The 26,783-nt window shown below is 29.3% G+C and carries 29 protein-coding genes and 3 pseudogenes; 12 read left to right on the forward strand and 20 right to left on the reverse strand.

Annotation, left to right across the window (positions count from 1 at the left end):
- Positions 1 to 2: 2 nt before the first annotated feature.
- From OT390_RS04325 to mobB, 3 genes are read right to left on the reverse strand one after another with little or no spacing between them, the layout of a single operon-like run.
- The gene (locus OT390_RS04325; RefSeq protein ID WP_002882327.1) at positions 3 to 200 is read right to left on the reverse strand and encodes a hypothetical protein; all 198 of its coding nucleotides are present in this window, start codon (positions 198 to 200) and stop codon (positions 3 to 5) included.
- Positions 193 to 1,035, reverse strand: coding sequence for a class 1 fructose-bisphosphatase (locus OT390_RS04330; protein WP_032582866.1), 843 nt, complete (start codon positions 1,033 to 1,035; stop codon positions 193 to 195). The genes OT390_RS04325 and OT390_RS04330 overlap by 8 nt, the downstream gene beginning before the upstream one ends.
- A 1-nt stretch (position 1,036) precedes the next feature.
- Entirely contained in the window at positions 1,037 to 1,528 is a 492-nt protein-coding gene (mobB, locus tag OT390_RS04335) for a molybdopterin-guanine dinucleotide biosynthesis protein B (protein WP_002867480.1), read from the reverse strand.
- 95 nt (positions 1,529 to 1,623) lie between these two features.
- On the opposite strand from mobB, the gene OT390_RS04340 reads away from it, so the two are divergent.
- Positions 1,624 to 2,109, forward strand: a complete 486-nt coding sequence (locus tag OT390_RS04340; protein ID WP_394535879.1) for a hypothetical protein — start codon at positions 1,624 to 1,626, stop codon at positions 2,107 to 2,109.
- On the opposite strand, the gene OT390_RS04345 is transcribed toward OT390_RS04340, so the two are convergent.
- From OT390_RS04345 to gltX, 3 genes are read right to left on the reverse strand one after another with little or no spacing between them, the layout of a single operon-like run.
- Positions 2,006 to 3,631: a lytic transglycosylase domain-containing protein gene (locus OT390_RS04345; RefSeq protein ID WP_079346762.1), complete on the reverse strand. Its 1,626-nt coding sequence runs from the start codon at positions 3,629 to 3,631 to the stop codon at positions 2,006 to 2,008. The two genes, OT390_RS04340 and OT390_RS04345, sit on opposite strands and share 104 nt — an antisense overlap.
- Positions 3,628 to 3,909 (reverse strand): YggT family protein, encoded by a 282-nt coding sequence (locus tag OT390_RS04350; RefSeq protein WP_002852501.1) that lies wholly within the window; start codon positions 3,907 to 3,909, stop codon positions 3,628 to 3,630. The genes OT390_RS04345 and OT390_RS04350 overlap by 4 nt, the downstream gene beginning before the upstream one ends.
- A 2-nt stretch (positions 3,910 to 3,911) precedes the next feature.
- Positions 3,912 to 5,207, reverse strand: coding sequence for a glutamate--tRNA ligase (gltX, locus tag OT390_RS04355; protein WP_032587033.1), 1,296 nt, complete (start codon positions 5,205 to 5,207; stop codon positions 3,912 to 3,914).
- A gap of 85 nt (positions 5,208 to 5,292) precedes the next feature.
- On the opposite strand from gltX, the gene OT390_RS04360 reads away from it, so the two are divergent.
- Positions 5,293 to 6,417 carry a metallophosphoesterase gene (locus OT390_RS04360; protein ID WP_002867478.1) on the forward strand — a complete coding sequence of 375 codons (1,125 nt, stop codon included), beginning with the start codon at positions 5,293 to 5,295 and terminating at the stop codon, positions 6,415 to 6,417.
- Positions 6,414 to 7,214 carry a phosphatidylserine decarboxylase gene (locus OT390_RS04365; protein ID WP_002852452.1) on the forward strand — a complete coding sequence of 267 codons (801 nt, stop codon included), beginning with the start codon at positions 6,414 to 6,416 and terminating at the stop codon, positions 7,212 to 7,214. The genes OT390_RS04360 and OT390_RS04365 overlap by 4 nt, the downstream gene beginning before the upstream one ends.
- Here the strand turns inward: OT390_RS04365 and OT390_RS04370 are convergent.
- From OT390_RS04370 to OT390_RS04400, 7 genes are read right to left on the reverse strand one after another with little or no spacing between them, the layout of a single operon-like run.
- Positions 7,211 to 7,492: a FlhB-like flagellar biosynthesis protein gene (locus OT390_RS04370; protein ID WP_002852641.1), complete on the reverse strand. Its 282-nt coding sequence runs from the start codon at positions 7,490 to 7,492 to the stop codon at positions 7,211 to 7,213. The two genes, OT390_RS04365 and OT390_RS04370, sit on opposite strands and share 4 nt — an antisense overlap.
- Positions 7,489 to 9,600 (reverse strand): flagellar hook-length control protein FliK, encoded by a 2,112-nt coding sequence (locus OT390_RS04375; protein ID WP_002867477.1) that lies wholly within the window; start codon positions 9,598 to 9,600, stop codon positions 7,489 to 7,491. The genes OT390_RS04370 and OT390_RS04375 overlap by 4 nt, the downstream gene beginning before the upstream one ends.
- Complete coding sequence (locus tag OT390_RS04380; RefSeq protein ID WP_011990199.1) at positions 9,593 to 10,780, reverse strand: MFS transporter; 1,188 nt, start codon at positions 10,778 to 10,780, stop codon at positions 9,593 to 9,595. The genes OT390_RS04375 and OT390_RS04380 overlap by 8 nt, the downstream gene beginning before the upstream one ends.
- Positions 10,758 to 11,261 carry a hypothetical protein gene (locus OT390_RS04385; RefSeq protein ID WP_032587030.1) on the reverse strand — a complete coding sequence of 168 codons (504 nt, stop codon included), beginning with the start codon at positions 11,259 to 11,261 and terminating at the stop codon, positions 10,758 to 10,760. The genes OT390_RS04380 and OT390_RS04385 overlap by 23 nt, the downstream gene beginning before the upstream one ends.
- The gene (locus OT390_RS04390; protein ID WP_029587932.1) at positions 11,261 to 11,590 is read right to left on the reverse strand and encodes an AtpZ/AtpI family protein; all 330 of its coding nucleotides are present in this window, start codon (positions 11,588 to 11,590) and stop codon (positions 11,261 to 11,263) included. Before OT390_RS04390 ends, OT390_RS04385 begins: the two co-directional genes overlap by 1 nt.
- Positions 11,587 to 12,861 (reverse strand): glutamate-1-semialdehyde 2,1-aminomutase, encoded by a 1,275-nt coding sequence (hemL, locus tag OT390_RS04395; RefSeq protein ID WP_032587370.1) that lies wholly within the window; start codon positions 12,859 to 12,861, stop codon positions 11,587 to 11,589. Before hemL ends, OT390_RS04390 begins: the two co-directional genes overlap by 4 nt.
- Complete coding sequence (locus OT390_RS04400) at positions 12,858 to 13,205, reverse strand: hypothetical protein (RefSeq protein WP_002871818.1); 348 nt, start codon at positions 13,203 to 13,205, stop codon at positions 12,858 to 12,860. Before OT390_RS04400 ends, hemL begins: the two co-directional genes overlap by 4 nt.
- A 79-nt stretch (positions 13,206 to 13,284) precedes the next feature.
- On the opposite strand from OT390_RS04400, the gene folD reads away from it, so the two are divergent.
- On the forward strand, positions 13,285 to 14,133 hold the full coding sequence (gene folD, locus OT390_RS04405; protein WP_002867475.1) for a bifunctional methylenetetrahydrofolate dehydrogenase/methenyltetrahydrofolate cyclohydrolase FolD: 849 nt from the start codon (positions 13,285 to 13,287) through the stop codon (positions 14,131 to 14,133).
- Positions 14,134 to 14,142: 9 nt separating this feature from the next.
- A complete protein-coding gene (gene lepB / locus OT390_RS04410) occupies positions 14,143 to 14,991 on the forward strand; it encodes a signal peptidase I (protein ID WP_394535880.1) in 849 nt (282 codons plus the stop codon).
- A 21-nt stretch (positions 14,992 to 15,012) separates the two neighbouring features.
- Here the strand turns inward: lepB and OT390_RS04415 are convergent, their stop codons facing one another.
- The 6 genes and pseudogenes from OT390_RS04415 to OT390_RS04440 form a co-directional block, all read right to left on the reverse strand.
- The gene (locus tag OT390_RS04415) at positions 15,013 to 16,173 is read right to left on the reverse strand and encodes a molybdopterin molybdotransferase MoeA (RefSeq protein WP_002859532.1); all 1,161 of its coding nucleotides are present in this window, start codon (positions 16,171 to 16,173) and stop codon (positions 15,013 to 15,015) included.
- Entirely contained in the window at positions 16,170 to 17,426 is a 1,257-nt protein-coding gene (gene murA, locus OT390_RS04420) for a UDP-N-acetylglucosamine 1-carboxyvinyltransferase (RefSeq protein WP_002870028.1), read from the reverse strand. Before murA ends, OT390_RS04415 begins: the two co-directional genes overlap by 4 nt.
- Before the next feature lie 65 nt (positions 17,427 to 17,491).
- Positions 17,492 to 17,919, reverse strand: a pseudogene (gene fspA2, locus OT390_RS04425) (flagellum-secreted nonflagellar protein FspA2).
- A gap of 126 nt (positions 17,920 to 18,045) precedes the next feature.
- Positions 18,046 to 18,612: an aminodeoxychorismate/anthranilate synthase component II gene (locus OT390_RS04430; RefSeq protein WP_002875776.1), complete on the reverse strand. Its 567-nt coding sequence runs from the start codon at positions 18,610 to 18,612 to the stop codon at positions 18,046 to 18,048.
- Positions 18,609 to 20,393 carry a bifunctional chorismate-binding protein/class IV aminotransferase gene (locus OT390_RS04435; protein ID WP_002908622.1) on the reverse strand — a complete coding sequence of 595 codons (1,785 nt, stop codon included), beginning with the start codon at positions 20,391 to 20,393 and terminating at the stop codon, positions 18,609 to 18,611. The genes OT390_RS04430 and OT390_RS04435 overlap by 4 nt, the downstream gene beginning before the upstream one ends.
- The gene (locus OT390_RS04440; RefSeq protein ID WP_032587021.1) at positions 20,383 to 21,447 is read right to left on the reverse strand and encodes a tyrosine-type recombinase/integrase; all 1,065 of its coding nucleotides are present in this window, start codon (positions 21,445 to 21,447) and stop codon (positions 20,383 to 20,385) included. The genes OT390_RS04435 and OT390_RS04440 overlap by 11 nt, the downstream gene beginning before the upstream one ends.
- A 630-nt stretch (positions 21,448 to 22,077) precedes the next feature.
- Here OT390_RS04440 and OT390_RS04445 point away from each other — a divergent pair.
- The 7 genes and pseudogenes from OT390_RS04445 to OT390_RS04475 all read left to right on the forward strand — a co-directional run bounded on the left by OT390_RS04445 (position 22,078) and on the right by OT390_RS04475 (position 26,051).
- Positions 22,078 to 22,620 (forward strand): disulfide bond formation protein DsbA, encoded by a 543-nt coding sequence (locus OT390_RS04445; protein WP_052800241.1) that lies wholly within the window; start codon positions 22,078 to 22,080, stop codon positions 22,618 to 22,620.
- Positions 22,617 to 23,426 carry a protein-disulfide oxidoreductase DsbI gene (gene dsbI / locus OT390_RS04450; RefSeq protein WP_032587016.1) on the forward strand — a complete coding sequence of 270 codons (810 nt, stop codon included), beginning with the start codon at positions 22,617 to 22,619 and terminating at the stop codon, positions 23,424 to 23,426. The genes OT390_RS04445 and dsbI overlap by 4 nt, the downstream gene beginning before the upstream one ends.
- 216 nt (positions 23,427 to 23,642) lie before the next feature.
- Entirely contained in the window at positions 23,643 to 23,852 is a 210-nt protein-coding gene (locus OT390_RS04455) for an aryl-sulfate sulfotransferase N-terminal domain-containing protein (RefSeq protein ID WP_032584943.1), read from the forward strand.
- 318 nt (positions 23,853 to 24,170) lie between these two features.
- Positions 24,171 to 24,646, forward strand: a pseudogene (locus OT390_RS04460) (aryl-sulfate sulfotransferase).
- A 34-nt stretch (positions 24,647 to 24,680) separates the two neighbouring features.
- A pseudogene (locus tag OT390_RS04465) lies at positions 24,681 to 25,168 on the forward strand (aryl-sulfate sulfotransferase).
- Positions 25,169 to 25,321, forward strand: coding sequence for an arylsulfatase (locus OT390_RS04470; RefSeq protein WP_079742238.1), 153 nt, complete (start codon positions 25,169 to 25,171; stop codon positions 25,319 to 25,321).
- An 88-nt stretch (positions 25,322 to 25,409) separates the two neighbouring features.
- A complete protein-coding gene (locus OT390_RS04475; protein ID WP_032587011.1) occupies positions 25,410 to 26,051 on the forward strand; it encodes a thiol:disulfide interchange protein DsbA/DsbL in 642 nt (213 codons plus the stop codon).
- Positions 26,052 to 26,145: 94 nt separating this feature from the next.
- On the opposite strand, the gene OT390_RS04480 is transcribed toward OT390_RS04475, so the two are convergent.
- Positions 26,146 to 26,748 (reverse strand): c-type cytochrome, encoded by a 603-nt coding sequence (locus tag OT390_RS04480; protein ID WP_283803673.1) that lies wholly within the window; start codon positions 26,746 to 26,748, stop codon positions 26,146 to 26,148.
- Positions 26,749 to 26,783: the final 35 nt, after the last annotated feature.

The raw sequence follows: 26,783 nt of genomic DNA on the forward strand, positions 1-26,783 counted from the left end.
CTTTAAAAGTCAAATCCGCCTTCGGTTTTACCCTTAGACATACTATTATAGACTGCATCCACATAATTTTTTCTAGTTTGGCAGTTAAAAATTTCATCGCAATTATAACAAGAGTTTAGATTTTTTGAGTTTTGACATGAAAGTAAAATTTCTTTCTTTTTATCCATATCTTGTTCAAATTCATCTCTAATTTCATTCATTGTAAGCCTTTAAAAGTTTTGAAATTTCATATTCTGAGCCAAAAAAACAAGGAGTTGTCGCATGGATTTTATCAAATTCAAGTTCAAGCAAGGAATGGTTTTTTCCATTTGTAGTTTTTCCGCCTGCTTTTTCTATGATAAAGGCTAGAGGAAAAACTTCAAAAAAGGCGCGAAGTTTACCATTAGGTGCATCTTGTGTTGCAGGATAACTAAAAATCCCACCCCCTTTTAATAAAATTTGATTGATATCGCTTACCATGGCTCCAGAATATCTTAAGCGATAGCCTTCATCAAAAAGATTTTTGATAAATTTAGCGTGTTTTTCTTCCCAAAATTTTTGCGTTCCGCCTGTAGCATTAATCTTGCCTTTTTCATTCATTTTAAGATCTTTTATAAAAATAAATTCATTATTTGCATTTAAGCGATAAAGTTTTGGCTGATCTTTGCAAATCACAAGTTCTAAGCGTGCTCCATACATACTATAAAGTGCAGCTCTTAAATTTTTAGCATTTGCTTTTTCTTCATAGATAGCAAAAATAGAACCTATGGCAAAATTAACATCCATTAAGCTAGAACCATCTAAAGGATCATAAGCTACGATAAAATTTGCCCTCTCGTTAAGCGTTAAAATTTCGTCTTTTTCTTCACTTATGATGGCTTTAATGCTTGAACATTGACTTAGAGTTTTTGTGATGATTTCATCGCTTAAAACATCAAATTTGAGTTGGGTATCGCCTGTAAAATTTTGATTTTGACTGTAGCTTGTATCGGGAAATTTTAAAGCGTTAGAAATTTCTAAAACCGCTTTTTGTATATAAGAAATCACTTCTTGCATTTTATAATTCTCCTTGTAAATTTTTAGCATTTTTAAGTATGTATTGGCAAATAGCTTGTATATCGTTTAAATCAAGCCAAGTAAGATAAGGGTGAGAAATTTTTTCATAGCTTGCAATAGCGTTTGAAAAAGTAAAATAACTTTCATCAATTTCTTTACAAAATACGCTAATGCGTGGTAAATCAAGAGTTTTTAATCCTTCAACCAAACAAATGTCAAAATTGGGTGCTAATTTTAAAGCTTTTAAAATATCTCTATTTTTATGAGAAAAAAAAGTTGTTCTCGTAGGGCTTAAAACCATGACTTCAGCCCCACTTTGAAAAAATTTAAAACTATCTTTACCGTTAAAATCAAATTGAGCTTTATCGGCAGGATCATGTTTAATGATTAAAACTTTTAAATTTTGTTGCAAAAAATTATTAGCTATTTTGGTAATAAGTGTAGTTTTACCTGAATTTGACGGGCCGCTAAAAGCCATGATAAGTTGTTTCATAAAATATACTCTTAATTTTTTTGTAAAATTATATCTTTTTAAACCAAAAAATAGGGTTAAAAGGCTACAATAATACTAAAAAATATGGAAAAAGAATGAAAATTTATAGTGTAATTTTAGGTGCTTTTTTGCTTGGAGCTTGTTCTTTAAAAGATCAGGCGATTGTGGATACAAATTTAAAATCTCAAACTTTAATGTTTACTCAAAAATACAAAATCACACAAGATAAGATTAATGCCATTATAACTATGTCTTATTTAAACCCAATTCTAGACAAGACAAGTAAAGATGATGTATTGGCCTTGTCTTTTACTCCAAATACATTAAAAATTCAAAATTTAGAAGTTTTTATCAATAATAAAAAAGCCAATATTGAAAAATTGGATAATGAGTATTTAAAATATATAATACAAAACAACTATACTGATTATTTTAAAGCATCTCTTCCTAGTGTCAAGGAAGAGACTAGGCTTGTAGCTAAGATTTGTTTAGATCATTTGCCTTGTTTTGAATTAAATTTTCAAAAATATCCGAAATCTTTATACTATCGTTCAGAAGATGTCGATACACAATATAATTAGCTAGAACTTTTTTTCCGTAAATTCGGCTTTCTTGATAAGGAACTAGCTCCATAGACAAGAAAGGTTCAAATTTGCCTGTCTTAAACATATCATTTCTTGCAAGCATACGGTTAGTAAATCCTATACCGCCATTATAAGCATAAGCGACAAAAAGCGGAGATTTTAAACGTGATTCAAGGTAATTTAGATGATGGTTTCCAAAGTAATATGCTATTTCAGGTTTAAACATAAAATCTTGATCGAAATTTGGAATTTTTAATTCTTTTTCCCCTATGTGATTGGCCAAAAATGGCATAAATTGCATCATGCCTAAAGCATAAGAAACTGAAATAGCAGTTGGAATAAAACGACTTTCTTGTCTGGCAATAGCCAAAATTAAAGCTTGTCTTGTTTTGTTATAGTCTTTTATATTGTCATAATAAGGCATTATAAAATAATGTTTTTTAAAATTATTTTTGCGTTCTAATATGTAAGCATAAATAGGCAAGGTTTCTTGTGTGTCAAATTCTTTTGCCAAGACATCTAGTTGACTTGCGTTAGCATCGCGAATTTGTTTGTTTATTTTTTGCCAAGCAAAAGGATCTTGCATATTAAAATTATTTTTTTTCTTGCTTGGATTAAGGCTTTCTATCTTTGGAAAAGGTGTGTTAGTAAGTTCTTTTGCGTAAAGACTATAAATATTTAAAGAAGAACTTTGCGATAAAGTTTTTAAATCTTCTTCATTGTTTTTAATCAACCACATCCAAAATATAGCATTGTCTTTATTGCTTTGCGATTTAAAACTTTGTGCCGCCTTTTTAAAAAAGTCATAAGCAAGCTCTGTTTTATCATAAGTTAAGGCATTGACTCCTAAATAGAAAGCAGAATCTTCACTTACATTTTCAGGATTTATTTCTAGTATAGAATATCTAAATTTTGGATTTTCTTTTTTAATAATAATATTTTGTGCAAAATCTTTAAAACCAATGTGGTTTGGTAGTTTATTGACTAAACTTGTATTTAAATCTAAGTCGTATTTTTTAGAATAATTATAAAGTTTAAAAAAACCATTAATATCTTCTTTTTGTACTATATAGCTCATAGGATCAGAAGTATTAAAAGCTAGCAATAAATTTGTCAAATCAGGTCTTTGATTTTTAAAGGTTTGAGCTAAAGTAGTTCGGTCTTTGGAATTTAGACTCGCTATAAAAACTAATGAATTTAAGCGCACACTTTGACAAGTTAAATTTGCATCTAAGATAGTATTTGCTATATAGGTATAGCATTTAGCATATTTTGGGTTGATATAAGGCTTTAAAGGGATGATTTTTTCAAGTTCAGATTTAATTTTTCCTATATAGCGAAAAATATGAGAATTTAAATCCTGTGCATCTTTTTTACTGATTTTATTTTTTTCTAAAAGCCTATAAATATAATAATCCTTAGCAAGTGAATTTTCTTCCTTTTTGAGTTTTTCTATACTATATTGTGTAGCATTTAAACTTGAAAAAATAAATAAAAAAACGAGTATTTTTTTTATCACAATATACTCCTTAAGATATTCCCAAGAAAAATGCCAAGAAACTGCAATGCTAAGACTATAATCAAAGGCGCAAGATCAATATTACCAATGCGTGTTGGAATTTTTCTAACTAAGGCGTAAGCAGGGTAGCTTAGTTTATATAAAATTTGCACTATAGGATTATAAGGATCAGGGTTTACCCAGCTTAGAAGTGCTGTGATGATAATAATCCAAGTATAAATGTTAATGACAATTTGTAGTACTTGAAAAATAGAAATAATAAAAGAGTCTATAACCATAGTTAAATCCTTGCTAATTCGTGAATAAAATTTTTAATATAAGGATAAAGATCGCTAAGCTCAGGTCCGTGGATATTTCCTGTTAAAATTATCCTTAAAGGCATGAAAAATTTTTTACCTTTTAAGTTGCTTTTGTTTAAAAGTTCATTTTTAAAATCTTCATAATTTTCAAAAAGTTCAATATCTTTTAAGAGTTCTTTTAAAATTTTACATTCTGTTTCAAACTCGCCAAAATTTTTTGCGTTAAAAATAGCTTGCATTTTTTCTTTAAGTTCTTTTATAGTACTTGTTTCTTGAGTGTAAAATTTAGCAAGTTGTGCAAGATCTTTGTTTAAATCTAAAATTTTATTAAGCTCATCATCTTTGATCATTTTGATATGTTCACGATTGATTTGTAAGAGTTTTTTAAGATCAAATCTTGCGGGAGCTTTTGAAACTTTAGAAATATCAAACCATTTTATAGCCTCTTCTAAGGTAAAAATTTCACAAGGAGTTTTATTGCCTAGCATGATCAGATAGTTTGCGATTGCGCTAGGTAAAATTCCACTTTCAAGTAGCCATTTTACAGAAGAATGTGCTTCTCTTTTACTCATTTTAACACCTTCTTCGTTTAAAATGATAGGCAAGTGTGCATAAGTCATGGCTTTATTATAACCTAAGCTTGCGCGGATATGTTCTTGTTTTGGAGTGTTTGAAACATGATCTTCTCCGCGTATAATACAAGTGACATTTTCAAGCATATCATCAACCGCACAAGCAAAATTATAAGTTGGAGTTTTATCCGTTCTCATAATCACAAAAGAGTCTATGTTTTCAGGCTCAAAACTAAGCTCGCCTTTGATAAAATCAGTAAATTTCATAGTATGAGTAGGTTTTTTAAGACGGATAACAAAGGGTTTTTCACATTCTAAAACATCAATATCGGCTAGTTTTTCACAAGTGCCATCGTAGCGATAAGCTTTACCTTGTTTTTTAGCCAGCTCTTTTTTTGCTTCAAGTTCTTCTTCGGTGCAAAAACAAGCAAAAGCTTTTTTTTCGCTTACAAGTTTTAAAGCCATTTGGCGATGGAATTTTAAATTTTCACTTTGTATATAGTAATGCTGCCATGAAATACTAAAAAGATTTAAAATTTCTTTGATTTCTTCTTCTTTTCCTGCTATATTTCTAGCCTTATCAGTATCTTCAATACGTAAGATAAAATCCATATTTTTTTGTCTTGCACAGATATAATTAAAAATTGCTGCGCGTAAATTTCCTATGTGCATATCACCTGTGGGAGAAGGTGCAAAACGGTACATCTTATAGCCTTTAAAATTATTTAAAAGCTTATTATAACAGAAAAATTTATACGGATATTTAATTTTACTTGGTTATAATACTTTTATGATATTTTTAATTTTTTCTTTCATTGTGTTATTAATTTTTGGCTTAGCAAATGTTTATATTTATAAAAGATTAATCAAGAAAATTACTCTTTTTAAGTATTTTTATAAAATTTTTTCCTTTATTTTTATTGTGCTTTTTTTAGCTCAAGCTGTGTTTTTAATATTTCGTAGAGATGAATATTTAAGTGATACTTGGTATGAAATTTTAGCCATGTTTTATGCGCCGACTTATTGTTTGTTTTTTATGACTTTAGCATGGGATTTTGTTAAATTGATTTTAGCTCTTATGGGTAAAAGAGATAAAACATATAATCTTATTTTGCGTTTGATTTTTGAACTTTCTCTTATAGTTTTAAGTGTGTTTTTAATTTATGTAAGTATAAATAATGCTCTAAAAACACCTGAAGTAAAGAGTGTTGATGTTGAAATACCAAATCTTAAAAAAGATTTAAAAATTGTCATGCTTACTGATATACATTTGGGTAAAAATTTGCATGAAAATTTTTTAGACAAGCTCATCACTAAAGTGAATTTGCAAAGTCCTGATATGGTTGTAATAGTAGGGGATCTGATTGATACTAATCCTAAAGATTTAAAAAATTACATCTCAAAACTTAATGATTTTAACTCCACTTACGGAACTTTTTATGCTTTGGGAAATCATGAGTATTATCATGGTATCAATGAAGTTTTGGATTTGCTTAGAAAACATACTAATATGAAAATTTTAGTCAATCAAAATTTAGATTTAGGTTTTATAAATATTGCTGGACTTGGAGATTTAGCCGGACTTGATAGGGGTTTATATGCTCCTGATTTAGCAAGAATAAAAGTGGATTTAAATACAAGTAAAGCTAGTATTTTACTCACACATCAACCTAAAACAGCTTTGCTTTATGATTTAAGTGATTTTGATCTTGTTTTAAGTGGGCATACACATGGAGGGCAAATTTCCCCTTTTATGTTTTTAGTTAAACTTCAGCAAGGTTTTGTTCATGGGCTTTATGATTTAGGAGAAAAAACTAAGCTTTATGTGAGTAGTGGAGCAGGATTTTGGGGGCCAAGTCTTAGAGTTTTTGCTCCGAGTGAAATAGTGATTTTAAATTTAAAAGGAAAAAAATGAGTTTTTCAAAAGAAAGTTCGAGACTTTTTGGTTTTGTAGCGGGGATTAAATTTCCTAAAATGATACAAAAAGTTATTAATGAAAATTATGTTAAGTATTTTAATATCAATATGAGTGAATTTAAAGCTCCTTGTGAATATGAGAGTTTAAATGCTCTTTTTACAAGAACTTTGCAAATTCCAAGAAAATTTGAAGAAGGTTTTATCAGTCCAAGTGATGGTAAAATTTTAGAGTGTGGAAGTACTTTTTTAGCAAATGAAGAACATTTTGCTTTTTCTATAAAAGGACATGCTTATAGCGTTGAGGAGCTTTTAAAAGATAGCTTTGAAAAAGATGAACTTAAAAATGGGCTTGATTATGTCAATATTTATCTTTCTCCAAAAGATTATCATCGTTATCACAGCCCTTGTGATATGCAAATTTTAAGTGCAACTTACACAAGTGGAGTGCTTTATAGCGTAAATGAAAAACATTTAGAACGCATTAGTAATTTATATGTAAAAAATGAAAGAGTGAGCTTGAAATGTCAAAATGAAAAAGGTATTTTTTGGCTTGTTTTTGTAGGAGCGCAAAATGTAGGAAAAATGCGTTTTAATTTTGATGCAAGCATACAAACCAATGCTAAAATTTCTCATAATTTTACTAGAAAATATGAAAATTTAAATTTCAAAAAAGGCGAAGAACTAGGAAATTTTGAGCTAGGTTCTACTATAGTTTTAATCTCTCAAAAAGGACTTTTAACTTTTAATTTAAAAGTAGGGCAGGGTATTAAATTTGGAGAAAAAATAGCGGATTAGTTTTTAGGAGTTTTATTTGCCATTTGATAGATAAAGGCAAAAACTTCAGCTACAGCTTTATACATATTAGGTGGAATTTCATCACCTAAGTCAAGCTTGCTTAAAATTTCTATTAAATCTTCATCTTCTTTAATAGGAACTCCGTGTTCCTTGGCTAAAGAAATAATTTTAGCAGCACTTTCGCCTTTGCCACTTGCAAGCACTTTTGGTGCAGAGTTTTTTTCTTTTTGATAGCCTAGAGCTACAGCTTTTTTAATCGATCTTTTGATTTTGCTCATACTTTTTTATCCATACCCATTTCAAGATCTAAATTTTTCATATTTCTAGTATCAAATTTACTTCTTATGATATCACCTACAAAGAAATTTGCACTTAAAAGTCCTGCTTTATTGATATTTCTTTTAAGCTCATGGGCATTTTCATAGATGGTTTTTCTAAATTCAATATTTTCTGCCATAATATTAATATCTATATATTTTTCATTATTTAAAGAAATAAGAATTTCTAAATCCCCAAGTTTTGCAAATTCGAGTTTAATCTGAGCAAAAAATTTGTCCTTTTTTCCGCGTCTAAACATAATTTTAGAATCATTTAAATCATCCCAAGAAAAAGGCAGATAAGTATTGATAGAATCATTAGCTAAAGACATAAGCTGATTGATTTCAATTTGCGCTAAAAGACGATTAGCTTGATTGTATACAGCTTCATTGCCTTCATTTTTAGCTAAATTTGAAATTTGCAAAAGTGTTGATTTTACATCATGATGTAAAGATTCAGCTATATCTTGTTCTGTTTTTGGTTTAATTTGTGCTAGATCTTTGATAGAAAGATTGAGTTTGTGTTCGAGATTTTTAAGTTCTGCTTGATTAAGCTTGGCATTTTGAGTATAGGGTTCAAGTTCTTTTAAGCTTTCATTAAGTCTACGAGAAAGATTGCTTAAATTTTTACTTAAATCTTGCACTTGTTCTAGATCTAAATTTTCTACATTAAATGCTAAATTTTTTACAATATTTTGTTTTATAAATTCCTGATTTTTAAAAATATTTTGCATAGTTTGGTTATTGTTAGATTGAATATTTTGAGTATTATTTAAATTTTGCGTATTGTTTGTGTTAGGATTTGAAGTGTTGGTATTTGTATTGATTGAAGTTTTGTTTTCTGTTTTTGTTTCATAAAATTTTGGATTTTCTTTGATATTTTCTTCGTGAGTTTTTGTGCTAGAATCTAAATTTGCATTAACTTCTTTTTTAGGTAAATTTTCTTCGTTTTTTACATCTTGTTTAATATCGGTTTTAGCATCATCTGCGAGAGTTTCTTCTTTTGATACTTTTATATGTTTTTCTTCATCTTGGTTTTTTGTGTTATGATTAAGTTGTTCTTCTTTGATATTTTCTTTATTGCTTAAAAGATTTTCTAAAATATTTTCTTTATCTTGTATTTTAGAAGCTTGATTACCTAGTATATTTTTTAAAGTATTTTCAAGTTTTTCAAAGGCTGTAGCAGTTTGCTTAAGGATGTTTGGATCTTTTATCATTAAATTTTCTGGTTTATTAAGAGCTTTGAAAAAATCATTTTTGATGGAATTTAATTCTTTTAAAATTTTATTAGCTATAGGGGTGATTTTTTCTTGAGCATGACTGGGGTTTTTACTTATATAATTTTTAAAATTTTCCAATTTAGAACTTAAATTTAAAAGTGCTTTAAAAGAACTTTGATTTAAAATTTGCTTATTTTCATTTTTGCTAGAATTAATAATATTTTTTAATTCTTTTAGAGTATTTTTTGGATTTAAATTTGTATTTGCAAGTTGGGCTATCTGAACGCTTAGTTTTTCACTACTAAGACCTTTGATTGTGCTTAAAAGAGAATGAAAACTTTTGGGTAGCAATTCTTCGTTTAAGGCATCTTTTAATTTAGCTTCTAAAAATACGCCCGAATTTTTAAATAAAGGAGCTAAGTTATTGTTTTTTATTTCACTGGCAGGTTTTAAAATTTGATTTAATCTATCTAAAACTTGTGTAAAAGTATCGCTTTTTGCAAGTTCTGTGCTTAAAGTTTTTAATTCATTAGCAAAATTAGGAGCTAAATTTAAATTTTTTCCTTGTTTAAGTACAGGGGAATCGGGATTTTTTTGAGCATTGATTTGATCTAAAAGTTTATTAACAAGTTCTTTTAATTTGGTACCTGTTTCATTTTGAACAAATTTTGCTAGTATTTCTTCACTACTAGCGTCCTTGCTTAAACCTAAATTTTGCTTTAAAGCTTGTGCAAGTGCTTCTTTTGGATTGTCCTTTAAATTTGTTTTATCTTTTGAAGTAGAGTTATCTACTTTTAAATCATTTTTTTGTGTATTGGCAATTTGACTTGCTAGTTGAGTATTAATCATCAAATATCACCATATTTCCAGGTTTTTTCTTAAATTTTTTATTTAAAATATTTGGTTTATTGATAGCAAAAAGAATTAAAAATGCTAGAGAAATTATATAAAACCATAAAAAACCTTTGATTTCAAAGTATTGCATTAAAAAACCTAAAACTAAAGGACCAAACAAAGAGCCTAAAGAATAGCAAAAAAGAACCCCACGACCTAACTCTACGCCTTTATTTTTGCTTACTAAAACATCATTTGCTCTAGCAAGTGCTAAAGCATATAAACAAAATATTCCTATACCAAGAGTAATTCCTAAAAAATATTGCATATACAAGTGAAGTTTAAAAAAGATAAATATAAACATGGTGATAAATCCTATGCTTGCACAAGTGATAATGGCAAATTTACGACCAAGTTTGTCCGAAATAGTTCCTATGATGGTTTGTGCAATAAAACCACCTAAAACCCCACAAAATATAAAATAAGAAACCGCTTTTGTATCAAAACCTTGCAAAAGTATAAATAAAGATGCCATAGAAAAAAAGCCATTTATAAGCATTCCAGCTATAAAGCTTGTGACGATAGCCAAAGGAGCTATATCAAAAATTTTAGGTATAGAAATAGGACTTGATGCGGGCAAAACAGGTTCTTTGATTTTAATCAAATTTAAAGGTAAAGATGAAAGTAAAATTAAAGTTGCACTGAGAATAAATACACTATGTTTGCTTAAATTTAACGCTATGATTAAAACTCCAATACCAAATGCAAGATAAAAAACAATTTCATAAAAACCTAAAATTCTAGATCGAATGGCATTTTTGCTTTTTTCATTAAGCCATGATTCTATGACCATTAAAAGTCCATAATAGCAAATTCCTATGAAAAATCTTAAAACAGCCCAAAAAATAAGATTTTCGCTTACTGTATGAAGCATGGCTGAAATTCCAAAAATAGCCCCAAATAGCCCAAAAGAGCGTATATGACCTATACGAGAAATAATTTTATGAGCACTGATGGTTCCAACAAGGGCGCCCACAAAAAAACAAGAACTTACCATTCCAACAGCTAAAGAACTTTCTCCGTTTTCTTTTAATATAACACCTATAGAGCTTACTATCAAGGCATTACCTGCAAATAAAAATGCCATACCAGCAAAAAGCGCTGTCATTGATTTAATAATTTTTTTTGGACTCATACTTTTTTATATATAAAATAAAAATAAACACACAAACTAGCAAGGATGAAATTCCACAAATATAAGCAAAGATATCTAATTTATCTTGGCGATGTAAAAATAAAAATCCAGCAACCAATATCACATAAGCCATCAATTTAAAGAGAGTAAAAAACATAGCAAAAAAATGGATTTTCTCTTTAACATTTGGCTTTAAATCGTCTTTTAGAACTTTAAAATGAATAATTTTTGATAAATTTTGTTTTTTTTTGATAAAAAGCGATGAAATAAAATTAAAATCTTTTTCATAATTTTTTGATTTTTTTATAATGACTTTTTTATAATTTAAATAAGAAACAAAAATAATCAACAAAACACTAAAAAAAGCTATTTCATAGCTTAAAAATGTATTTAATTTAAAATGATTTAACGATGAAAATATGATCCAAAAAAATAAATGAATAATGGCAAAAGTATAAAATAGAGCTTTTTTATGTTCCATTATTTGTTCTTTTCTTTTTGAATTTTTTCTTTGATCAACTCATCTCTTTCTTTAAATTCTTCATAGCTTTTTACTTGAACTTTATAAGCTTTATAAACATTAAGTATGGCAGCACTGATCCCCCAAAAAACTCCAAGCCAAAAAAGCCAAGGATAAGGAGTAAATTTTTTAAGCAAATATCCTATTCCCACACCTATAAATACAGCAACAACCATAGAGATGCCAAGACTTAAACCATCCGCAGCTTCAAGAGTTTTGCGAACGATTTTTTGTCTTTTGTTGTTAGAATTTTCTAAGTGATTTTTTTCTTCTTTTAAAATATTGCTCATATTCTTTTAAAGCTTTCCCTAACAGCCTCTAATGTTATATCTATAACTTTATCATCCATTTTTGAACATATAAAGCCTGTTTCAAATTGAGAAGGTGCTAAATAAATTCCATTTTCAAGCATATTTTTGTGAAATTTTGAAAATAATGCTAGATCAGATTTTAATGCATCTTGGTAATTTAATACAGGATTTTTGGTGAAAAAGTATCCAAACATAGAACCTACATGACAAACTTGCAGTGGAAGTCCTTTTTCATCTGCTAATTTTTTCATTCCTTGGGTAAGTTTTTTTGCTAATGTTCCAAGTTTGTCATAAAGTTTGGTTTTATTTTTGGCTTTTGTAAGACTTGCTATACCTGCAGCCATTGCCAAAGGGTTTCCACTTAAAGTTCCTGCTTGATAAACTCCACCCAAAGGACTTAAAATATCCATAATTTCAGTCCTAGAAGCAAATGCTGCTGCAGGTAGACCGCCTCCTATTACCTTACCAAAAGTAATTATATCTGCTTGAATATGATTGATTCCATAGGAACCAAGGTAAGATGCCCTATATCCACTCATTACTTCATCAAAAATCAGCAGAGTTTGATTGTTTTTACAGATCTTAGCAAGTTCTTCTAAAAAATCTTGTTTAGCTGGAACTAACCCCATATTTCCAGCAATAGGCTCAATGATAACACATGCAATATCTTTATTTTTTTCAAAAAGCTCTTTAACGCTATTTATATCATTATATTTTGCTACTAAAGTGTGTTTGGCCACATCTTCTAAAACACCCAAAGAACTAGGAGAGTTAAAAGTAGCAGCACCACTTCCTGCACTCACTAATAATGAATCAGAATGCCCGTGATAACATCCTTCAAATTTTAAAATTTTATCTTTTTTAGTAAAGCCACGGGCAAGACGAATAGCACTCATGGTTGCTTCTGTTCCACTGCTTACAAAGCGGATTTTTTCTAAATGAGGAAAATCAGATAAAACAAGCTTGGCAAGTTCAGTTTCTAATAAAGTTGGAGCTCCAAAACTTGAACCTTTGTGAAGTGCTTTTTGGCAAGCTTTTTGTATATCTTTATCGCAATGTCCAAAAAGTAAAGGCCCCCAGCTTTGAACATAGTCTATATAAGAATTTCCATCTATATCGAAAATATAAGCACCTTTTCCATGGGAAATAAATTTTGGCTCACTTTGAACATTTGCAAAAGCACGAACTGGAGAATTTACACCACCTGCGATGAATTTACACGCTTCTTTAAAAGCTTTTTTGTTTGTCATTTTTCTTCCTTGCTAAATTGCTTGATGTAATTATATAAAGTTACAATTTCATCATTTGTTAAAGAGTAATTTGGCATGATTGATTTTGCGTCTTTACTCTGATTAAGAGAATTTTTAAAATTCTCAAAACTAAGATTTTGTATACTTGGAACTTTATAAGCTGTTTGAATACCATTTTTCATATAATATCCTAAAATTCGTTCGCTTCCATCTGCTCCATGACATTCTTTACAACTAATGCCCCTTGGATTTTCATAAAGCATTTTAGAGTATTCTTTAAGAGTGATAAAATCAGCGCCAAAAAGACTGATACTAAATAAAAAAAACATTAAAACAATTTTCAAAGTTTCACCTTGTTAATGAAGTTTTAATATGATACAATTTTTACTTTAAAAAAGTGATTAAATTTATAGAAGGAAAATAATGACTTTGCTTGATGGTAAAGCTTTAAGCGCAAAAATCAAAGAAGAATTAAAAGAAAAAAATCAATTTTTGAAAAGCAAAGGGATTGAAAGCTGTTTGGCTGTTATCTTGGTTGGAGATGATCCTGCAAGTCAAACTTATGTAAAATCTAAGGCTAAAGCCTGTGAAGAATGTGGAATTAAATCTTTAGTTTATCATCTTAATGAAAATACTACACAAAATGAACTTTTGGCATTGATTAATACCTTAAATCACGATGATAGTGTTCATGGAATTTTGGTTCAGCTTCCCTTACCTGATCATATTTGTAAAGATTTAATACTTGAAAGTATTATAAGTAGTAAAGATGTTGATGGCTTTCATCCTATTAATGTAGGATATTTAAATTTAGGCTTAGAAAGTGGGTTTTTGCCTTGTACTCCACTTGGAGTTATGAAGCTTTTGAAGGCTTATGAAATTGATTTAGAAGGAAAAGACGCTGTTATTATAGGTGCTTCAAATATAGTAGGTCGTCCTATGGCTACTATGCTTTTAAACGCTGGAGCTACAGTAAGCGTTTGTCATATTAAAACCAAAGATTTGAGCCTTTATACTAGGCAAGCTGATTTGATTATAGTAGCAGCAGGTTGTGTGAATTTACTTCGATCGGATATGGTAAAAGAAGGAGTGATTGTTATTGATGTTGGAATCAATCGTCTTGAAAGTGGAAAGATAGTTGGAGACGTGGATTTTGAAGAGGTATCTAAAAAATCTAGTTATATAACTCCTGTTCCAGGTGGAGTAGGTCCTATGACTATAGCCATGCTTTTAGAAAACACAGTTAAATCTGCTAAAAATAGACTTAATTAGGGAAAATCTATGGAAATTTTAAAGAAATTATATAAATTTTCACAGTCTTGGACTGGAACTGTAGTTATTGTTCTTTTGGTGATTTTTTTCTTTATACAAGCTTTTGTTATTCCTTCTGGTTCTATGAAAAACACCTTATTGGTAGGGGATTTTTTATTTGTTAAAAAATTTAGCTATGGTATCCCAACTCCTCATATTCCTTGGTTGGAAATTCCTGTTTTGCCAGATTTCAATAAAGATGGGCATTTGATAAAAGCACAAGGGTCACAAAGAGGAGATATAGTTGTTTTTAGAAATCCTAGAAATGAAAAAGAACACTTTGTAAAGCGTTGTGTAGGCACAGGAGGAGATAGGATAGTTTATGCAAATAAAACACTTTATGTAAGAATGCATGAGGGTGATGAATTTATGAAAGAACATTATCCGAATGATCTTGTTGCTCTTGGAGGGCAAATTTATGTAAAAGAACCTTATAAACAAAAAGGTATTCATTATGATCCAAAAAAAGATATAGAAAGCGATATTTTACGCTTTCTTAGCATAGGTGATTTTGCTATGTCTCCAACTTATATTAAAGAACTTGGAAATCATATAGGTTTTAGCGGCGGAAATGCTTATGTTTTTGATGTGCCTGAAAATGAGTATTTCATGATGGGTGATAATCGCGATTATTCTTATGATAGTCGTTTTTGGGGTTCTGTTCCTTATAGGTTGATAGTAGGTAAACCTTGGTTTGTATATTTCTCTTGGGATAAAGATAAAAATGTTCGCTGGGAAAGGATAGGGCGTTTTGTTGATACCTTGGAAAATGATGAACAATATATCCATGATCATGATGATGAGGATAAATTAAGCTAATGTTTGTGAAAAACACAAACATTATATTTTTAAAAGCGTGATTTCATCACCTTTTTTTAATTCGCTTATATTTTCTTCACTTATAAGTAAAAATTCACTTTTAATAAGTGGAAGTATCATACCAGATCCAAATTTATTTTCATTAAATGGTGTAAAAATATCTTTTTCTAAATTTCCTAAGATGAGATTATTTCTTCCGCTTTTAAGCTTTAAATCCATACCCATTTTGCCATAAAATGTTAAAGGATTGTCTAGGTTTCCACTTAATAAATTAATGATTTTTTTAGCAAAAATAAAACAAGAAAGATAAGCTGCCATAGGATTTCCTGGTAAAATCAATACGAAATTTTCACCTTTTCTATAAAGCTTAGTAGGTCTTGCAGGGCGTGCTTTTAAACCTTTAAAAAGTGGAGTAAAGCCTAATTCATCTAAAGCTTTTTCCATAAAATCAGCCTCGCCAACGCTTGCACCTCCTGAAGTGATTAAAAGATCAAAATTTGTATTTTCTAAAGCCTCTTTAGTGCTTTTAAAATTATCTTTGATAATACCTAAATAAGAAGCATTTTGAAACATGGTTAGCAAAGGTAAAGCATTGGCATTATAAATACTTTCTTCATCGCATTCTTGCCAAGGTTCTTTAAGTTCATTTCCGCTTGAAAAAATGCCTATGCGAATTTTTCTTATGACTTCTATTTTATAAAGCCCTTGAGAAGCAAGTAGGGCGATATGTTTATCATTAAGTTTAGTGCCTTTTTGAAGCAAAAGTTCGCCTTTTTTTAATTCTTCGCCTTTGTAGCGATAGGCATTGTATTGTTTAGGGGTTTTTTTAATGATGAGTTTATTTTCTTCTATATACTCATCTTCTAACATTAAGATAGTATCAGCATTTTTGGGCATTTTAGCCCCTGTCATGATTTTATAGCATTCATTCTTAGCAACTGTATAAAAATTTTTATCTCCTGCAAAAATAGTCCCTTTAATCTCCAAAGCCTCATTGATATCAGTATAATTAAAAGCATAGCCATCAAGAGCAGCATTGTCAAAACTAGGTAGATTTTTTCTAGCGTATAAATCTTTAGCTAAAATTCTATCCTTTGCTTTTTCAAGGCTAATAAGCTCACTTTCATCTAAACATGAAATTTGATTTTCTAAGTCTTTTAAGGTTTCAAAGATATTTTTCATTCTTCAAGCCTTGTGATTTTCACACCCAAATCTTTAAATTTTTCTTCTAAATTTTCATAACCCCTATCAAGATGGTAAATTCTATGGACTTTGCTTGTACCTTTAGCTGCAAGAGCTGCTAAGATAAGGGCTGAAGAAGCGCGCAAATCTGTAGCCATGACATCAGCAGCGTTAAGTTCTTTTCCGCCTACTATGGTAGCAATATGACCATTGAGTTTAATATCCGCACCCATTCTTAAAAGTTCACTTACATGCATGAAACGATTTTCAAATAGTCTTTCATCAATAATACTAGTTCCATTAGCTTTTAAAGCTAGTGCCATAAACTGCGCTTGCATATCGGTTGGAAAGCCTGGATATTCACTTGTCATGATTTCTACAGGTTTAATTTCTTTAGCAGGAAGTAGGGTGATACTATCTTCTGCAATCAAAGTTTCAAAACCCATTTGATGAAGTTTTGCTAAAACTGCACTAAGATGAGTGGCGTTAACTTTATCTAAAGTAATTTTAGAATTTGTAATAGCCCCTGCACAAAGATAAGTTCCTGCCTCAATTCTATCAGGTATAACGCTAAATTCTTTAAATTCTAAAAGTTCTCCATCACTACCATAAATTTCAAGTTCATCTGTACCTATGCCTTTGATTTCAAGTCCTGCGTCTTTTAAAACTTCGCAAAGTTGAACTACTTCGGGTTCTTTTGCAACATTTAAGAGCTTGGTTTTACCTTTGGCTAAAGCTGCTGCCATGATGATGTTTTCACTACCCGTAACCGTGATTTTATCAAAAAGAATTTCATTGCCTTTTAAATTTCCACTAGCTACGACATAGCCTTGTTTAATTTGTATATTTGCCCCCATTTTTTCCAAGGCTAAAAGATGTAAATCAATAGGTCTTTGTCCTATGGCACATCCACCAGGCAAAGATACTTCACAATGCCCAAAACGAGCAAGCAAAGGCCCTAGAGTAAGTATAGAAGCACGCATTTTACGTACAATGTCATATTTAGCTATGGTTTGATTAAGAGTGTTTGTGTTTAATAAAGCACTATTGTTTTGAAAATTGACCTTAGCTCCTAAATTTTCTAGCAAAGATATAAGAGTTTTTATATCAGCAACATTAGGAACATTGTTGATTTTTACTTCATTTTTAGCAAGTATGCTTGAAACGATCAAGGGTAGGGCAGCATTTTTTGCTCCGCTTATTGTAACATTTCCGCTTAGATGATTTGTGCCTTCGATTTCTAGATAAGTCATATTTTTCCTTGAAAAAGTTTAAAAATGCATCATTATAGCATTCTTAAACTTTTGAAAAAATATAATCAAGTTTGTTGGCTTTGGAGTTCTTGAATTTGAGCTTGAATTATATCTGCTTGAGATTTTAGCACATCAATTTGTTTTTGAAATGTCGTTTTCATTTGTTCGTTAGCGTTTGTCATTTTTTGAGTAAGTTCTGCAATTTTAGCTAAAATTCCAGCTAATTTTGCTATTAAAGCCTCTAATGCGGGATTTACGCCACCTTTGCTATTTTGAATGGAATTTTGGTCTTTGTGGTTTTCTATTTTTTCTTGACTTACTTTGATTTCATATTCTTTTTCATTTTTTGAATTTGTTTGACTTAAACTTCTTGCTTCATCTGAATTTGAATTTTAACCACATTGTCGCTATGAACATTACTTACCAAATCATTGTCTTTGTTTATTTGTGTTTGATAATTGCTAAAATTTTTTGTCAAAGTATCTATTTTCATCTTAAATCTTTTTAAATTAATTTATATTGTTATCGGTTTTTTTATTTATAAATTTATATTAATGATAGTTATTTTAAGGATATTTTGCTTTAGATTTTTATATTTATATTTTAAACGCAAAAAAAACTAAAGTTTCATAAAGTTTTTAAGTATTTTTTTACCTTTTTGAGTTAAAACCGCTTCAGGGTGAAATTGTAATCCATAAATGGGATATTTTTTATGTTTAATTGCCATAATGATATTTTCTGAATTATGAGCTAAAATTTTGCATTTTTTAGGCATAAAACTGATATGTAAAGAATGATATAAACAAATTTCAATTTCTTTTTTAATACCCTTAAAAATAGGATCTTTTTTAAAATAAAGTTTAGAAATTTTACCATGCATAGGATTTTGCATTTTAGAAACCCTACCGCCAAAAACTTCAGCTATACACTGATGCCCTAAACATATACCTAAAATTTTTTTATTTTTTTTAAAATATTTGATTGCTTTTAAGCTTAATTTAGATTCCTTAGGAGAATGAGGCCCAGGAGAGATGATAAGATGAGTAAAATCAAATTTTTCTAATTCTTTGGCTTTTTTAAAGGTATCATTTTTTATCACTTTACATTCAAAACCAAGTTCTTTAAGATAATAGATGATGGTATAACTAAAAGAATCATAATTATCTATAAATAAAATTTTCTTCATTGTAATTTTACCTTTTTTAAACCACGCACGGAATTAATGCAATAAATATTTTCTGCTTCAAATAAATCTTGTTTAAATAATGCTTTTTCTTTTATCAAACCAAGATTGACTAAGAAATTTCTATATACGCCATTTAACATACCACTTTGAATTTGTGGAGTATAAAATTGAGCGTTTTTTTCTAAGATGAGATTGGTTCTTGAGCCTTCGCAAAGTTCATCTTTTTCGTTAAAAAAAGCTATGTCATAACACAAGTTTTGCTGCCATTTGTATGAGTGTTGATTATAAAAACTACGTAAAGAGCTTTTGTGATAGAGATTGTCACTTTTTGAGTTAATTTTATCATCACTTAAAAGCAAAATATCGTTTGAATTTTGTTTTAAGGCACTTTGTTGAAATTCGTATCTTCCGTCTCTGTATAAAATAAGCTTTAAAATTCCTTCTTTATGTGGATTTTTAAAGGGTAGGGGAAAATTATAAAATAAAGAGTGTTTTTTGTGGAAAATTTTTTCATCGAGTTTAAAAAGTGTAAAATTTTGATATTCTTTATAAGAATTTTTTTGATTTAAAACATTATAAAAATCTTTAAAGAGCTTGTGAGTATTAAAATTAAATTTAAGAGCTGAATTTATAAGCCTTAATAAATGTTCTTTTAAAAATAAAATTTGAGAATTTTTAAAATACATGGTTTCAAAAAGATAAAAATCACAAGGATTTAAGATTGCACTTTTAAGTTTTAATTCTTCAAATTCATCTTTGAATTTTGAGTCCCAAACTAAGCCGCTACCCGTGCTATAAGTATAAATTTCATCTTGTTTTTCTAAGGTGCGTATGGCTACGCTAAATTTATTTTTATTTTTGTGTATTAAACCTATAGTTCCGCAGTAAATACCACGATCTCTTTGTTCTAATTCTTCAATAAATTTAATGCTTTCAAGCTTTGGAGCACCTGTAATAGAACCACAAGGAAAGAGAGCTTTAAAAATTTGATATAAAGAAATATTTTTTTTAAGTTTTCCTTGTACGCTTGAAGTCATTTGATGTAAAGTAGGGTGACTTTGAATTTCAAAAAGTTTGGTTTTTAAGCTTTTTTTTGTGATGATTTTTGAAAGATCGTTGCGTAAAAGATCACAAATCATAACATTTTCACTCAGATTTTTTGTATCATTTTGCAAGAAAATTTTATTTTCTTCATCTTTTATAGGATCTTTATCACGCTTAATTGTGCCTTTCATAGGTTTTGTAAATATTTTTCTTTTTTTAGTTTTGAAGAAAAGTTCAGGAGAAAAGGATAAAATTTCTCTTGTTTCATCTTTTATAAAAGCTTTAAATTCAGTATCTTGTCTAGAAAGCAAAAGTTTAAAAAGTTCAAAAGAATCCATTTTGCTATGAAATTTAAAATTTTGAGTAAGGTTGATTTGATAAACTCTTCCTTTAGAGATTGCCTCTTTAACCTTGATGAAATTTTCTTTGTAATTATCTTGATCTAAAAAATTTATAAATTCAGGAATAAATTTTTCTTCATCGATATCTTCTTTTTGAAATTTTTTTCTTTTTTTAAAAGCAAATATAGACAAATAAGCTTTTTTGCTTGTGAAATTTTTATCTTGAAAATATCTATATAGCTCATAATCAGCAAGCATTAAAATATAAAAATCATTTTTATATTTTTCTATAAATTTAAAGCACTTTTTACTTTCTTTGTGGTTAAAGGCTTTTAAAGTGTGTTTTAAATCATGGTAAAAATATTTACCAAAAACAGCATAGTTTTCAAGAGTCACTTAATTCCTTTGCAACCTGTGCGGCAAGTTTTAATTTATCATTATCAAAATGAGTGTAAATTCTTGAGGTATTTAAACTTGCATGCCCTAAAGCTTCTTGAACTAAAACTAAATCTTTTTGCTTTTTATAAAGCAGGGTGGCAAAAGTATGACGCAACATATGAGCACCATTTTTTTGTTTGCGAATTCCTGCACGAAATAAAAGCTGTTCTACTATGCGACTGACATAAGATTGAGTCAGTGGAGTGCCTTTTTTATTGACAAAAAGTAGGGCGTCTTTACTCATATAATTAATACTTACATTTTTAAGCAAATCGTAAATAAGTTCTTTTTTTATCATTACAACACGATATTTATTGCCTTTAGCTCTTATTCTTATGATATAAAGATCGTTTTCTTCGCTAATATCACCCATTTTGATATTGATAGCTTCACTTACCCGTATGCCTGTAAAAATGATGATTTTAATAATAAGTTTATTGCGTACAGTATTGTTTCTAAAATCTGCATTTTCAATAGCATCAAGAAATTTTTTAAGCTCTTCTTCACTCATAAATTCAGGTAATTTTACCCCTTTAGAACCTGCTATACCTGCCCAGTTTTTAAGATTGATATCGAAAATATGCGCTTTTTCATCTTCTTCATTTTGCTTGTCTAAAAAATCAAAAAAATTAATCACAGCAATACGGTAATTTTTTTTGCTTGCATCTGATAAAGCACCTGTTATACTTGCTAAAACTTCTACAATGAGTTCTTCATCAATCTGTTTTAAAGAGTAAAGCTTATAAAAATTTAAATATTCAAATACTTTTTTTAAAGGATTAAAATAAGTATTAACTCCACTTAAACCAGCATTTCTTGCTTTTTTTACTAGAGCATCAAGTTCATCAATATTTTTTACACCTTTTGTAAGAGCAAAATTAACTTCTGCTAAAGCTTGTGGATTTTTTAGCTCTTTGTTAGATAGCGAATTGAGTTTAAATTTTACATATTTTGCTAGCCAAAATAAGAATGATTTTTCAAAATTTTCTTCACAATCTAAAGGGTATTTCATGAAAACTTTTCCTAAAATCTAAAATTTTTTAGCTTTTTAACTATAAAAGGTATTTTAGTATTAACTTAGTAAAAAAAAGCTTTTTTAGGAAAAAGTTTGTTTTTATATGCAAGGCAAAAAGATTGAAATATTTTTATTAAATAAATCTTATATCAATCATAAAAAGATATGATAAAAGGTAAAAATATGTAAAATTTATAATTTTGTATTGAAAACTGTAATTTTCAAACTTTTTTATATACACCTAGATTATTCTACTTTGATATAGATTAAGCTACTATTTTTACATACTTTTATGATTTTACCTTTTGAGTGAAATAAACTTATCCATAAAATACAATGTAAAAAATTGATAATTTTATTTCGTAAATTAAAATTATATTTTACTTTTCTTGAAAACTATAAAGAATATTTAAAAATTAAATTATTTTATATTATTATCAAAATATACATAAAAATGATAACTTGTGCATTAAATTTTTTAATCCCCTATTCTTGATTTTTAGTTAAAGTAAATATTCTTAGTTATAACATTTTTTAAGAATATTTTTATTTTAATAGTTTTATAATGGTTATTACATAAAAACTTAATAAAAAGTTTTATCAAAACCAAATTTCAAGGAGAGGGTAATGAAATTTCCAGTAAAATTAGCAAGATCTATTGTTGTATGTGCTTTTTTAGCAGGTATAAGTGCTAGTGCATTAAGTGAAGGTAAAGAATATGTAATTCTTAAAAATCCTATTGCTAACGCTGATAATTCATTGATTGAAATTTTTTCTTATCGCTGTACTCATTGTTATGATCATCACAAATTTAATACCATGGGTAAAGTTAAAGAAAAATTACCTAATTTAACTTACAAATTTTATCCTGTAAGTTCTATGGGAGATTATGGAAGGCAAGCTAATGAAATTTTTGCTTTTGCGGCATTTAAGGATGGTGTAAATAAAATTGATCCTACGGATAAAAATAGCTTAACTCATAAAGTTGCTGAAGCTTATTTTAATGCATATTTTAAGAAAAAACAAAGATGGGAAAATGGTAAAAATCCTGAAGCTTTTTATAGTGTCGGTTTAAAAGCAATGAATGTAAGTAAAGCTGATTTTGAAAATTTCTTAAAAACTCCAGAGGCTTTGATTGAAATTACTAAAGAACTTAGCAAGCAAAAATGAGTTGTATAAAAATGAAAGATAAATGCAGAAATTTTTCACTTTCTAAATGGCAAGATACGCGTGAACCTTGGTTAATTTTGATTATAGTTACTATAGGACTTACTTGTATAGCACATTTTTTATTTCAAGAATATCTTTTTATGGAACCTTGCGAACAATGTGTATATATAAGATTTGATATGCTTGTTATGGCTATAAGCGGTATGATTGCATTAATCAACCCTACAAATAATATTATAAAAATTTTTTCTTATAGCTTAGCTTTTTATGGAATTTGGCTTGGCTTGGAGCATTGTCTAACTTTAAATCATATTCATGAAGTGGTTCATTCTGAAAATCCTTTTGCAGGTGTAGATGGATGTCGTGAAATTCCTATTTATCCATTTAATTTACCTTTGCATGAGTGGGCTCCTAGTTGGTTTTTGCCAACAGGAGAATGTGGGATGGATACCCCTGTAGTTCCAAAAAATACTTATAATCATCTCAATGCTTTTCAAAAATTTTTTATAGGAACTCTACCTGATTTTGAAAATGGGCTTTATAGCAATGGTTGGTATTTGATTCCTAGTTTAAAGTTTATGAATATGGCAATTTGCTGTCTTATAGCATTTTTATGTTGTTTTATTGTGCTTTTTGCAATGTTTATAGCCTATGTTTTAGATAAAAATAAACCTAATGCTAAAATTTTTGCATTGGTGATTGTTATTTTGGTTTTAGTGCTTAAATTTATAGGCGAACCAAAAAATCCAAATCAAAATATAGTTAGTTTAATTTATTTGAATCAAGTCGTTTTAAGATGCTCTTAAAATACGCAACAAATTATTTTTGTTGCGTATTATTAAAATTTTATTAAGCTATTTTAGGATGGCTTAAATAATTTTAAAGGATTTATCATGAGACTTAGCAAAACTCTTTGCATGGCACTTTTGGCGTGTTCTACCCTGCTTGCGCCTAATGCTTTAATGGCCATGGGTGATCCTAGTGGAGTGAAAATAGATTAGCAAATTCAAGGACAAATGGGTATGATTAAAATGAATCCTTATGGATTATCTCCTTTGACCGCTATTATCATGAATAATGCCTATGTTTTAAGTGATATAAAAGTAACCATTGTTCCTAAACCAAATGGCCAAACTATCTCTTATAATGTGAATTCTAAAATGGCTAAGACTTATGGTGGAATTCCTATTTTTGGACTTTATCCTTCTTATAGTAAAGGTAAGTTATGCTAAATCTACAAATAGTAAAAGTCAAAAAATCATTCATGAGATTTATAAAATTGCAACTCCAGGGGTTAGTATAGAACCAAGTGGAAGGCACTGATCAAAGAGGAACTCTTTTTGAAAATGTGAAAGTATTAAAAATGGATCCAAAATTTTCAGATAGGCTATATTTAGTAAATAATGCTCCTGGAAAATAATCTGGCAAAGACTCATAATCTGTATGGAATAATCTTGTAGGTGGTGCTATGGAATGGGATGGAAATTCAAATGTCTTTATTATAAGATACCAAGGGTGAAATCAGATGGTATTATGATAACAATAAACTAATGAACTGGGGCAATATTTACAATCGTGGAATTATGATAAGTTTTCGTCAAAACAAAGATGGAGCTTTAACTTGGGGATTTGGTCAAAGATATGTAAAATACGATGTCTGGGAAGAGAAATTTTCAATCGCAAATTACCTGCTGCCTATATAGATTTTTTCTCATGCTATGGACAATATGCAAAAAATGGGCATTATCTTTGCGTCCAAGATAGTAAGCATGTACGCACAGTGTGTGATACTATTATAGAAGTAGATGAGGATGGTAATGTTGTTGATGATTGGAGATTGTATGAGATTTTAGATCCTTATAGAAGTACCATTATCAAAGCTTTAGATCAAGGTGCAGTGTGTTTAAATATAGATGCAAGCAAAGCGGGTAAAACTTTAAGCGATGAAGAGCTTGCCAAAATGGATGAAAGCGACAAATTTGGAGATATAGCAGGTATAGGCAGGAATTTGGGCTCATGTAAATAGCGTTGATTATGATCCAAGTGATGATAGTATTATTATTTCTAGTCGCCATCAAAGTGCTGTTGTTAAAATTGGTCGTGATAAAAAATAAAATGGATTTTAGGGGTACATAAAGGGTGGAATAAAGAATTTCAAAAAATATTTATTGCAACCTGTAGATAAAAATGGCAAAAAAATTGTTTGCGATGATTATAGCAAATGCCCAGGTTATGAAAATGACAATGGTGGATTTGATTTTACTTGGACGCAGCATACAGGCTGGAGAATTGATAGTAAATCAAACAAGCGTTATATGTATATAAGTGTTTTTGATAATGGTGATGCAAGAGGAGCTGAACAACCTGTATTTGCAAGTCAAAAATATTCTCGTTCTGTAATTTATAAAATCGATCAGCAAAATAAAACTGTGGAACAAATTTGGGAATATGGCAAAATCGTGGAAATGAATGGTTTTCTCCTGTAACTTCTTTAACTCAATATGAACCAGATAAAAATTCTATTATGGTTTATAGTGCAACAGCCTGAATGGCTTTTGATCTTAGTAAAGGTGTAAGTTTTGGAGAGCCAAAACCTGAAATTGATGAATTTAACTGGGGTGCCAAGGAGCCTTCGGTTCAAATTCAATTTAGCGGTTCAGGAACGGGTTATCAAGCAATGTCTTTTAGTGTTGATCAATAAAAATTACCAAAAAATAAATTTTGGCGGCTTATTTATTTTAGTTAAATAAAATTATCTTTGAAAATTTTATTTAACTAAAGGATATAATATGCGTAAATTTTTTTGCAAATTTGTTTTAACGCTTGTATTTTGTTCAAGTTTTGCATTAGCAAATAATAGTTTTATTACTCTTAATCCAAGTTTACCTAGCTCTGAAAATAGTGTAATAGAAGCATTTTCTTATAAATGTATACATTGTTATAATCATCATAAATTTGGAACCCTTGAAAAACTGAGAGAAGCTTTTCCAAATTTACATTTTAAACTCTATCCTGTAAGTTTAACGAATGGGGAATTTTCCAAAGAAATGAATGAGCTTTTTGCCTTTGCTCAATACAAAGATGAGCAAAATGGTAAAGATGCGAGTTATTCTGATAGTTTATCTCATAAACTTGCTGATATTTATTTTGTTTCTTATTTTTTAAACAAGCAAAGAAATTTTTCAAATTTAGATGAATTTTACGACATAGGTTTAAAGGCTATGAATGTAAATAAAAATGAAGTATTAAATTTTTTAAATACCCCAAAAGCTAAAGAAATTTTAAGCGAGTTTCAAAGAGCTAATGATATAGCTAAAACCTATGGTACCCCTGCTTTTGTTGTTAATGGAAAATATCAAATTAACCCAAGCGCAATCAATTCAATGCAAGATTTAGAAGATCTAGTTAAAAAATTAAGTAATATGAAATAATAAATTTTTAAGGCAATAAAAATTGCCTTAAAATTATTTTTTGATCATATTTGTATAAGGTCCATAGCGATGTTGGGTTGTAGAAAAGCTATCGTCATAAGATTCTACATCCATATCCTAAAGACTTAACCTTTCTATTTGGAAAGTCTTTATCTCTATTTGCTTTAATAGGGCGAGCTTGTGAATTCATGTAAGCTGCTACATCATAAGCATCTTCAAGACTTAAGTCAGGCACACCTTGAGGCATATTTTCTTTAATATAAGAAGCAGCTTTGATAAGACGATATATTCCAGCTCCTGTATTATAACTATCATCACCCCAAAGTGGTGGATTAAAGATAATACGCCCCTGCGCTATCCTCATTTTAAGCCCTAAGCCATTTTCTTGATGACAAACGGCACATTTATCCATATAAATTGCCTTACCTTTTTTAGGATCAGCTGCTCTTAAGATGAAATCTATCTTCTTAAGTCCCTGTCCTTCTATCTTAGCTCCTACTGGAACTCCTTGAGATAACCATTGCATATAAGTTAGCATGGCTTTCATTTCAGGTGTATCACTAGGCATTCTTTTGCCATTCGTAGAGCGTTCAAAACAGCCATTGATCCTATCTGCTAAGGTAATTGCTTTATCTCCTCTTGCATTATATTGTGGAAATCTTGCCCAAATTCCTACAAAACCTGATTGATTTTGCACACTTCCACCATTAGCATGATAGCTTGAACAAGAAA

It is taken from the genome of Campylobacter sp. CFSAN122748 (assembly GCF_045277125.1).
Classification (GTDB): Bacteria; Campylobacterota; Campylobacteria; order Campylobacterales; family Campylobacteraceae; genus Campylobacter_D; species Campylobacter_D jejuni.

Bases quoted from the DNA above. Each gene is read 5' to 3' on its own strand.
- OT390_RS04370 (WP_002852641.1), bottom strand. From the start codon at position 7,492: ATGAGCAAAATCAAAAGATCGATTAAAAAAGCTGTAGCTCTAGGCTAT.
- OT390_RS04475 (WP_032587011.1), top strand. From the start codon at position 25,410: ATGCGTAAATTTTTTTGCAAATTTGTTTTAACGCTTGTATTTTGTTCA.
- mobB (WP_002867480.1), bottom strand. From the start codon at position 1,528: ATGAAACAACTTATCATGGCTTTTAGCGGCCCGTCAAATTCAGGTAAA.
- OT390_RS04360 (WP_002867478.1), top strand. From the start codon at position 5,293: ATGATATTTTTAATTTTTTCTTTCATTGTGTTATTAATTTTTGGCTTA.
- OT390_RS04430 (WP_002875776.1), bottom strand. From the start codon at position 18,612: ATGAAGAAAATTTTATTTATAGATAATTATGATTCTTTTAGTTATACC.
- OT390_RS04455 (WP_032584943.1), top strand. From the start codon at position 23,643: ATGATTAAAATGAATCCTTATGGATTATCTCCTTTGACCGCTATTATC.
- OT390_RS04440 (WP_032587021.1), bottom strand. From the start codon at position 21,447: ATGAAATACCCTTTAGATTGTGAAGAAAATTTTGAAAAATCATTCTTA.
- OT390_RS04330 (WP_032582866.1), bottom strand. From the start codon at position 1,035: ATGCAAGAAGTGATTTCTTATATACAAAAAGCGGTTTTAGAAATTTCT.
- OT390_RS04390 (WP_029587932.1), bottom strand. From the start codon at position 11,590: ATGAGCAATATTTTAAAAGAAGAAAAAAATCACTTAGAAAATTCTAAC.
- gltX (WP_032587033.1), bottom strand. From the start codon at position 5,207: ATGTACCGTTTTGCACCTTCTCCCACAGGTGATATGCACATAGGAAAT.
- OT390_RS04375 (WP_002867477.1), bottom strand. From the start codon at position 9,600: ATGATTAATACTCAACTAGCAAGTCAAATTGCCAATACACAAAAAAAT.
- OT390_RS04365 (WP_002852452.1), top strand. From the start codon at position 6,414: ATGAGTTTTTCAAAAGAAAGTTCGAGACTTTTTGGTTTTGTAGCGGGG.
- folD (WP_002867475.1), top strand. From the start codon at position 13,285: ATGACTTTGCTTGATGGTAAAGCTTTAAGCGCAAAAATCAAAGAAGAA.
- OT390_RS04350 (WP_002852501.1), bottom strand. From the start codon at position 3,909: ATGGTTATAGACTCTTTTATTATTTCTATTTTTCAAGTACTACAAATT.
- OT390_RS04380 (WP_011990199.1), bottom strand. From the start codon at position 10,780: ATGAGTCCAAAAAAAATTATTAAATCAATGACAGCGCTTTTTGCTGGT.
- dsbI (WP_032587016.1), top strand. From the start codon at position 22,617: ATGAGTTGTATAAAAATGAAAGATAAATGCAGAAATTTTTCACTTTCT.
- OT390_RS04340 (WP_394535879.1), top strand. From the start codon at position 1,624: ATGAAAATTTATAGTGTAATTTTAGGTGCTTTTTTGCTTGGAGCTTGT.
- OT390_RS04325 (WP_002882327.1), bottom strand. From the start codon at position 200: ATGAATGAAATTAGAGATGAATTTGAACAAGATATGGATAAAAAGAAA.
- lepB (WP_394535880.1), top strand. From the start codon at position 14,143: ATGGAAATTTTAAAGAAATTATATAAATTTTCACAGTCTTGGACTGGA.
- OT390_RS04470 (WP_079742238.1), top strand. From the start codon at position 25,169: ATGGCTTTTGATCTTAGTAAAGGTGTAAGTTTTGGAGAGCCAAAACCT.
- OT390_RS04445 (WP_052800241.1), top strand. From the start codon at position 22,078: ATGAAATTTCCAGTAAAATTAGCAAGATCTATTGTTGTATGTGCTTTT.
- OT390_RS04415 (WP_002859532.1), bottom strand. From the start codon at position 16,173: ATGAAAAATATCTTTGAAACCTTAAAAGACTTAGAAAATCAAATTTCA.
- hemL (WP_032587370.1), bottom strand. From the start codon at position 12,861: ATGACAAACAAAAAAGCTTTTAAAGAAGCGTGTAAATTCATCGCAGGT.
- OT390_RS04385 (WP_032587030.1), bottom strand. From the start codon at position 11,261: ATGGAACATAAAAAAGCTCTATTTTATACTTTTGCCATTATTCATTTA.
- murA (WP_002870028.1), bottom strand. From the start codon at position 17,426: ATGACTTATCTAGAAATCGAAGGCACAAATCATCTAAGCGGAAATGTT.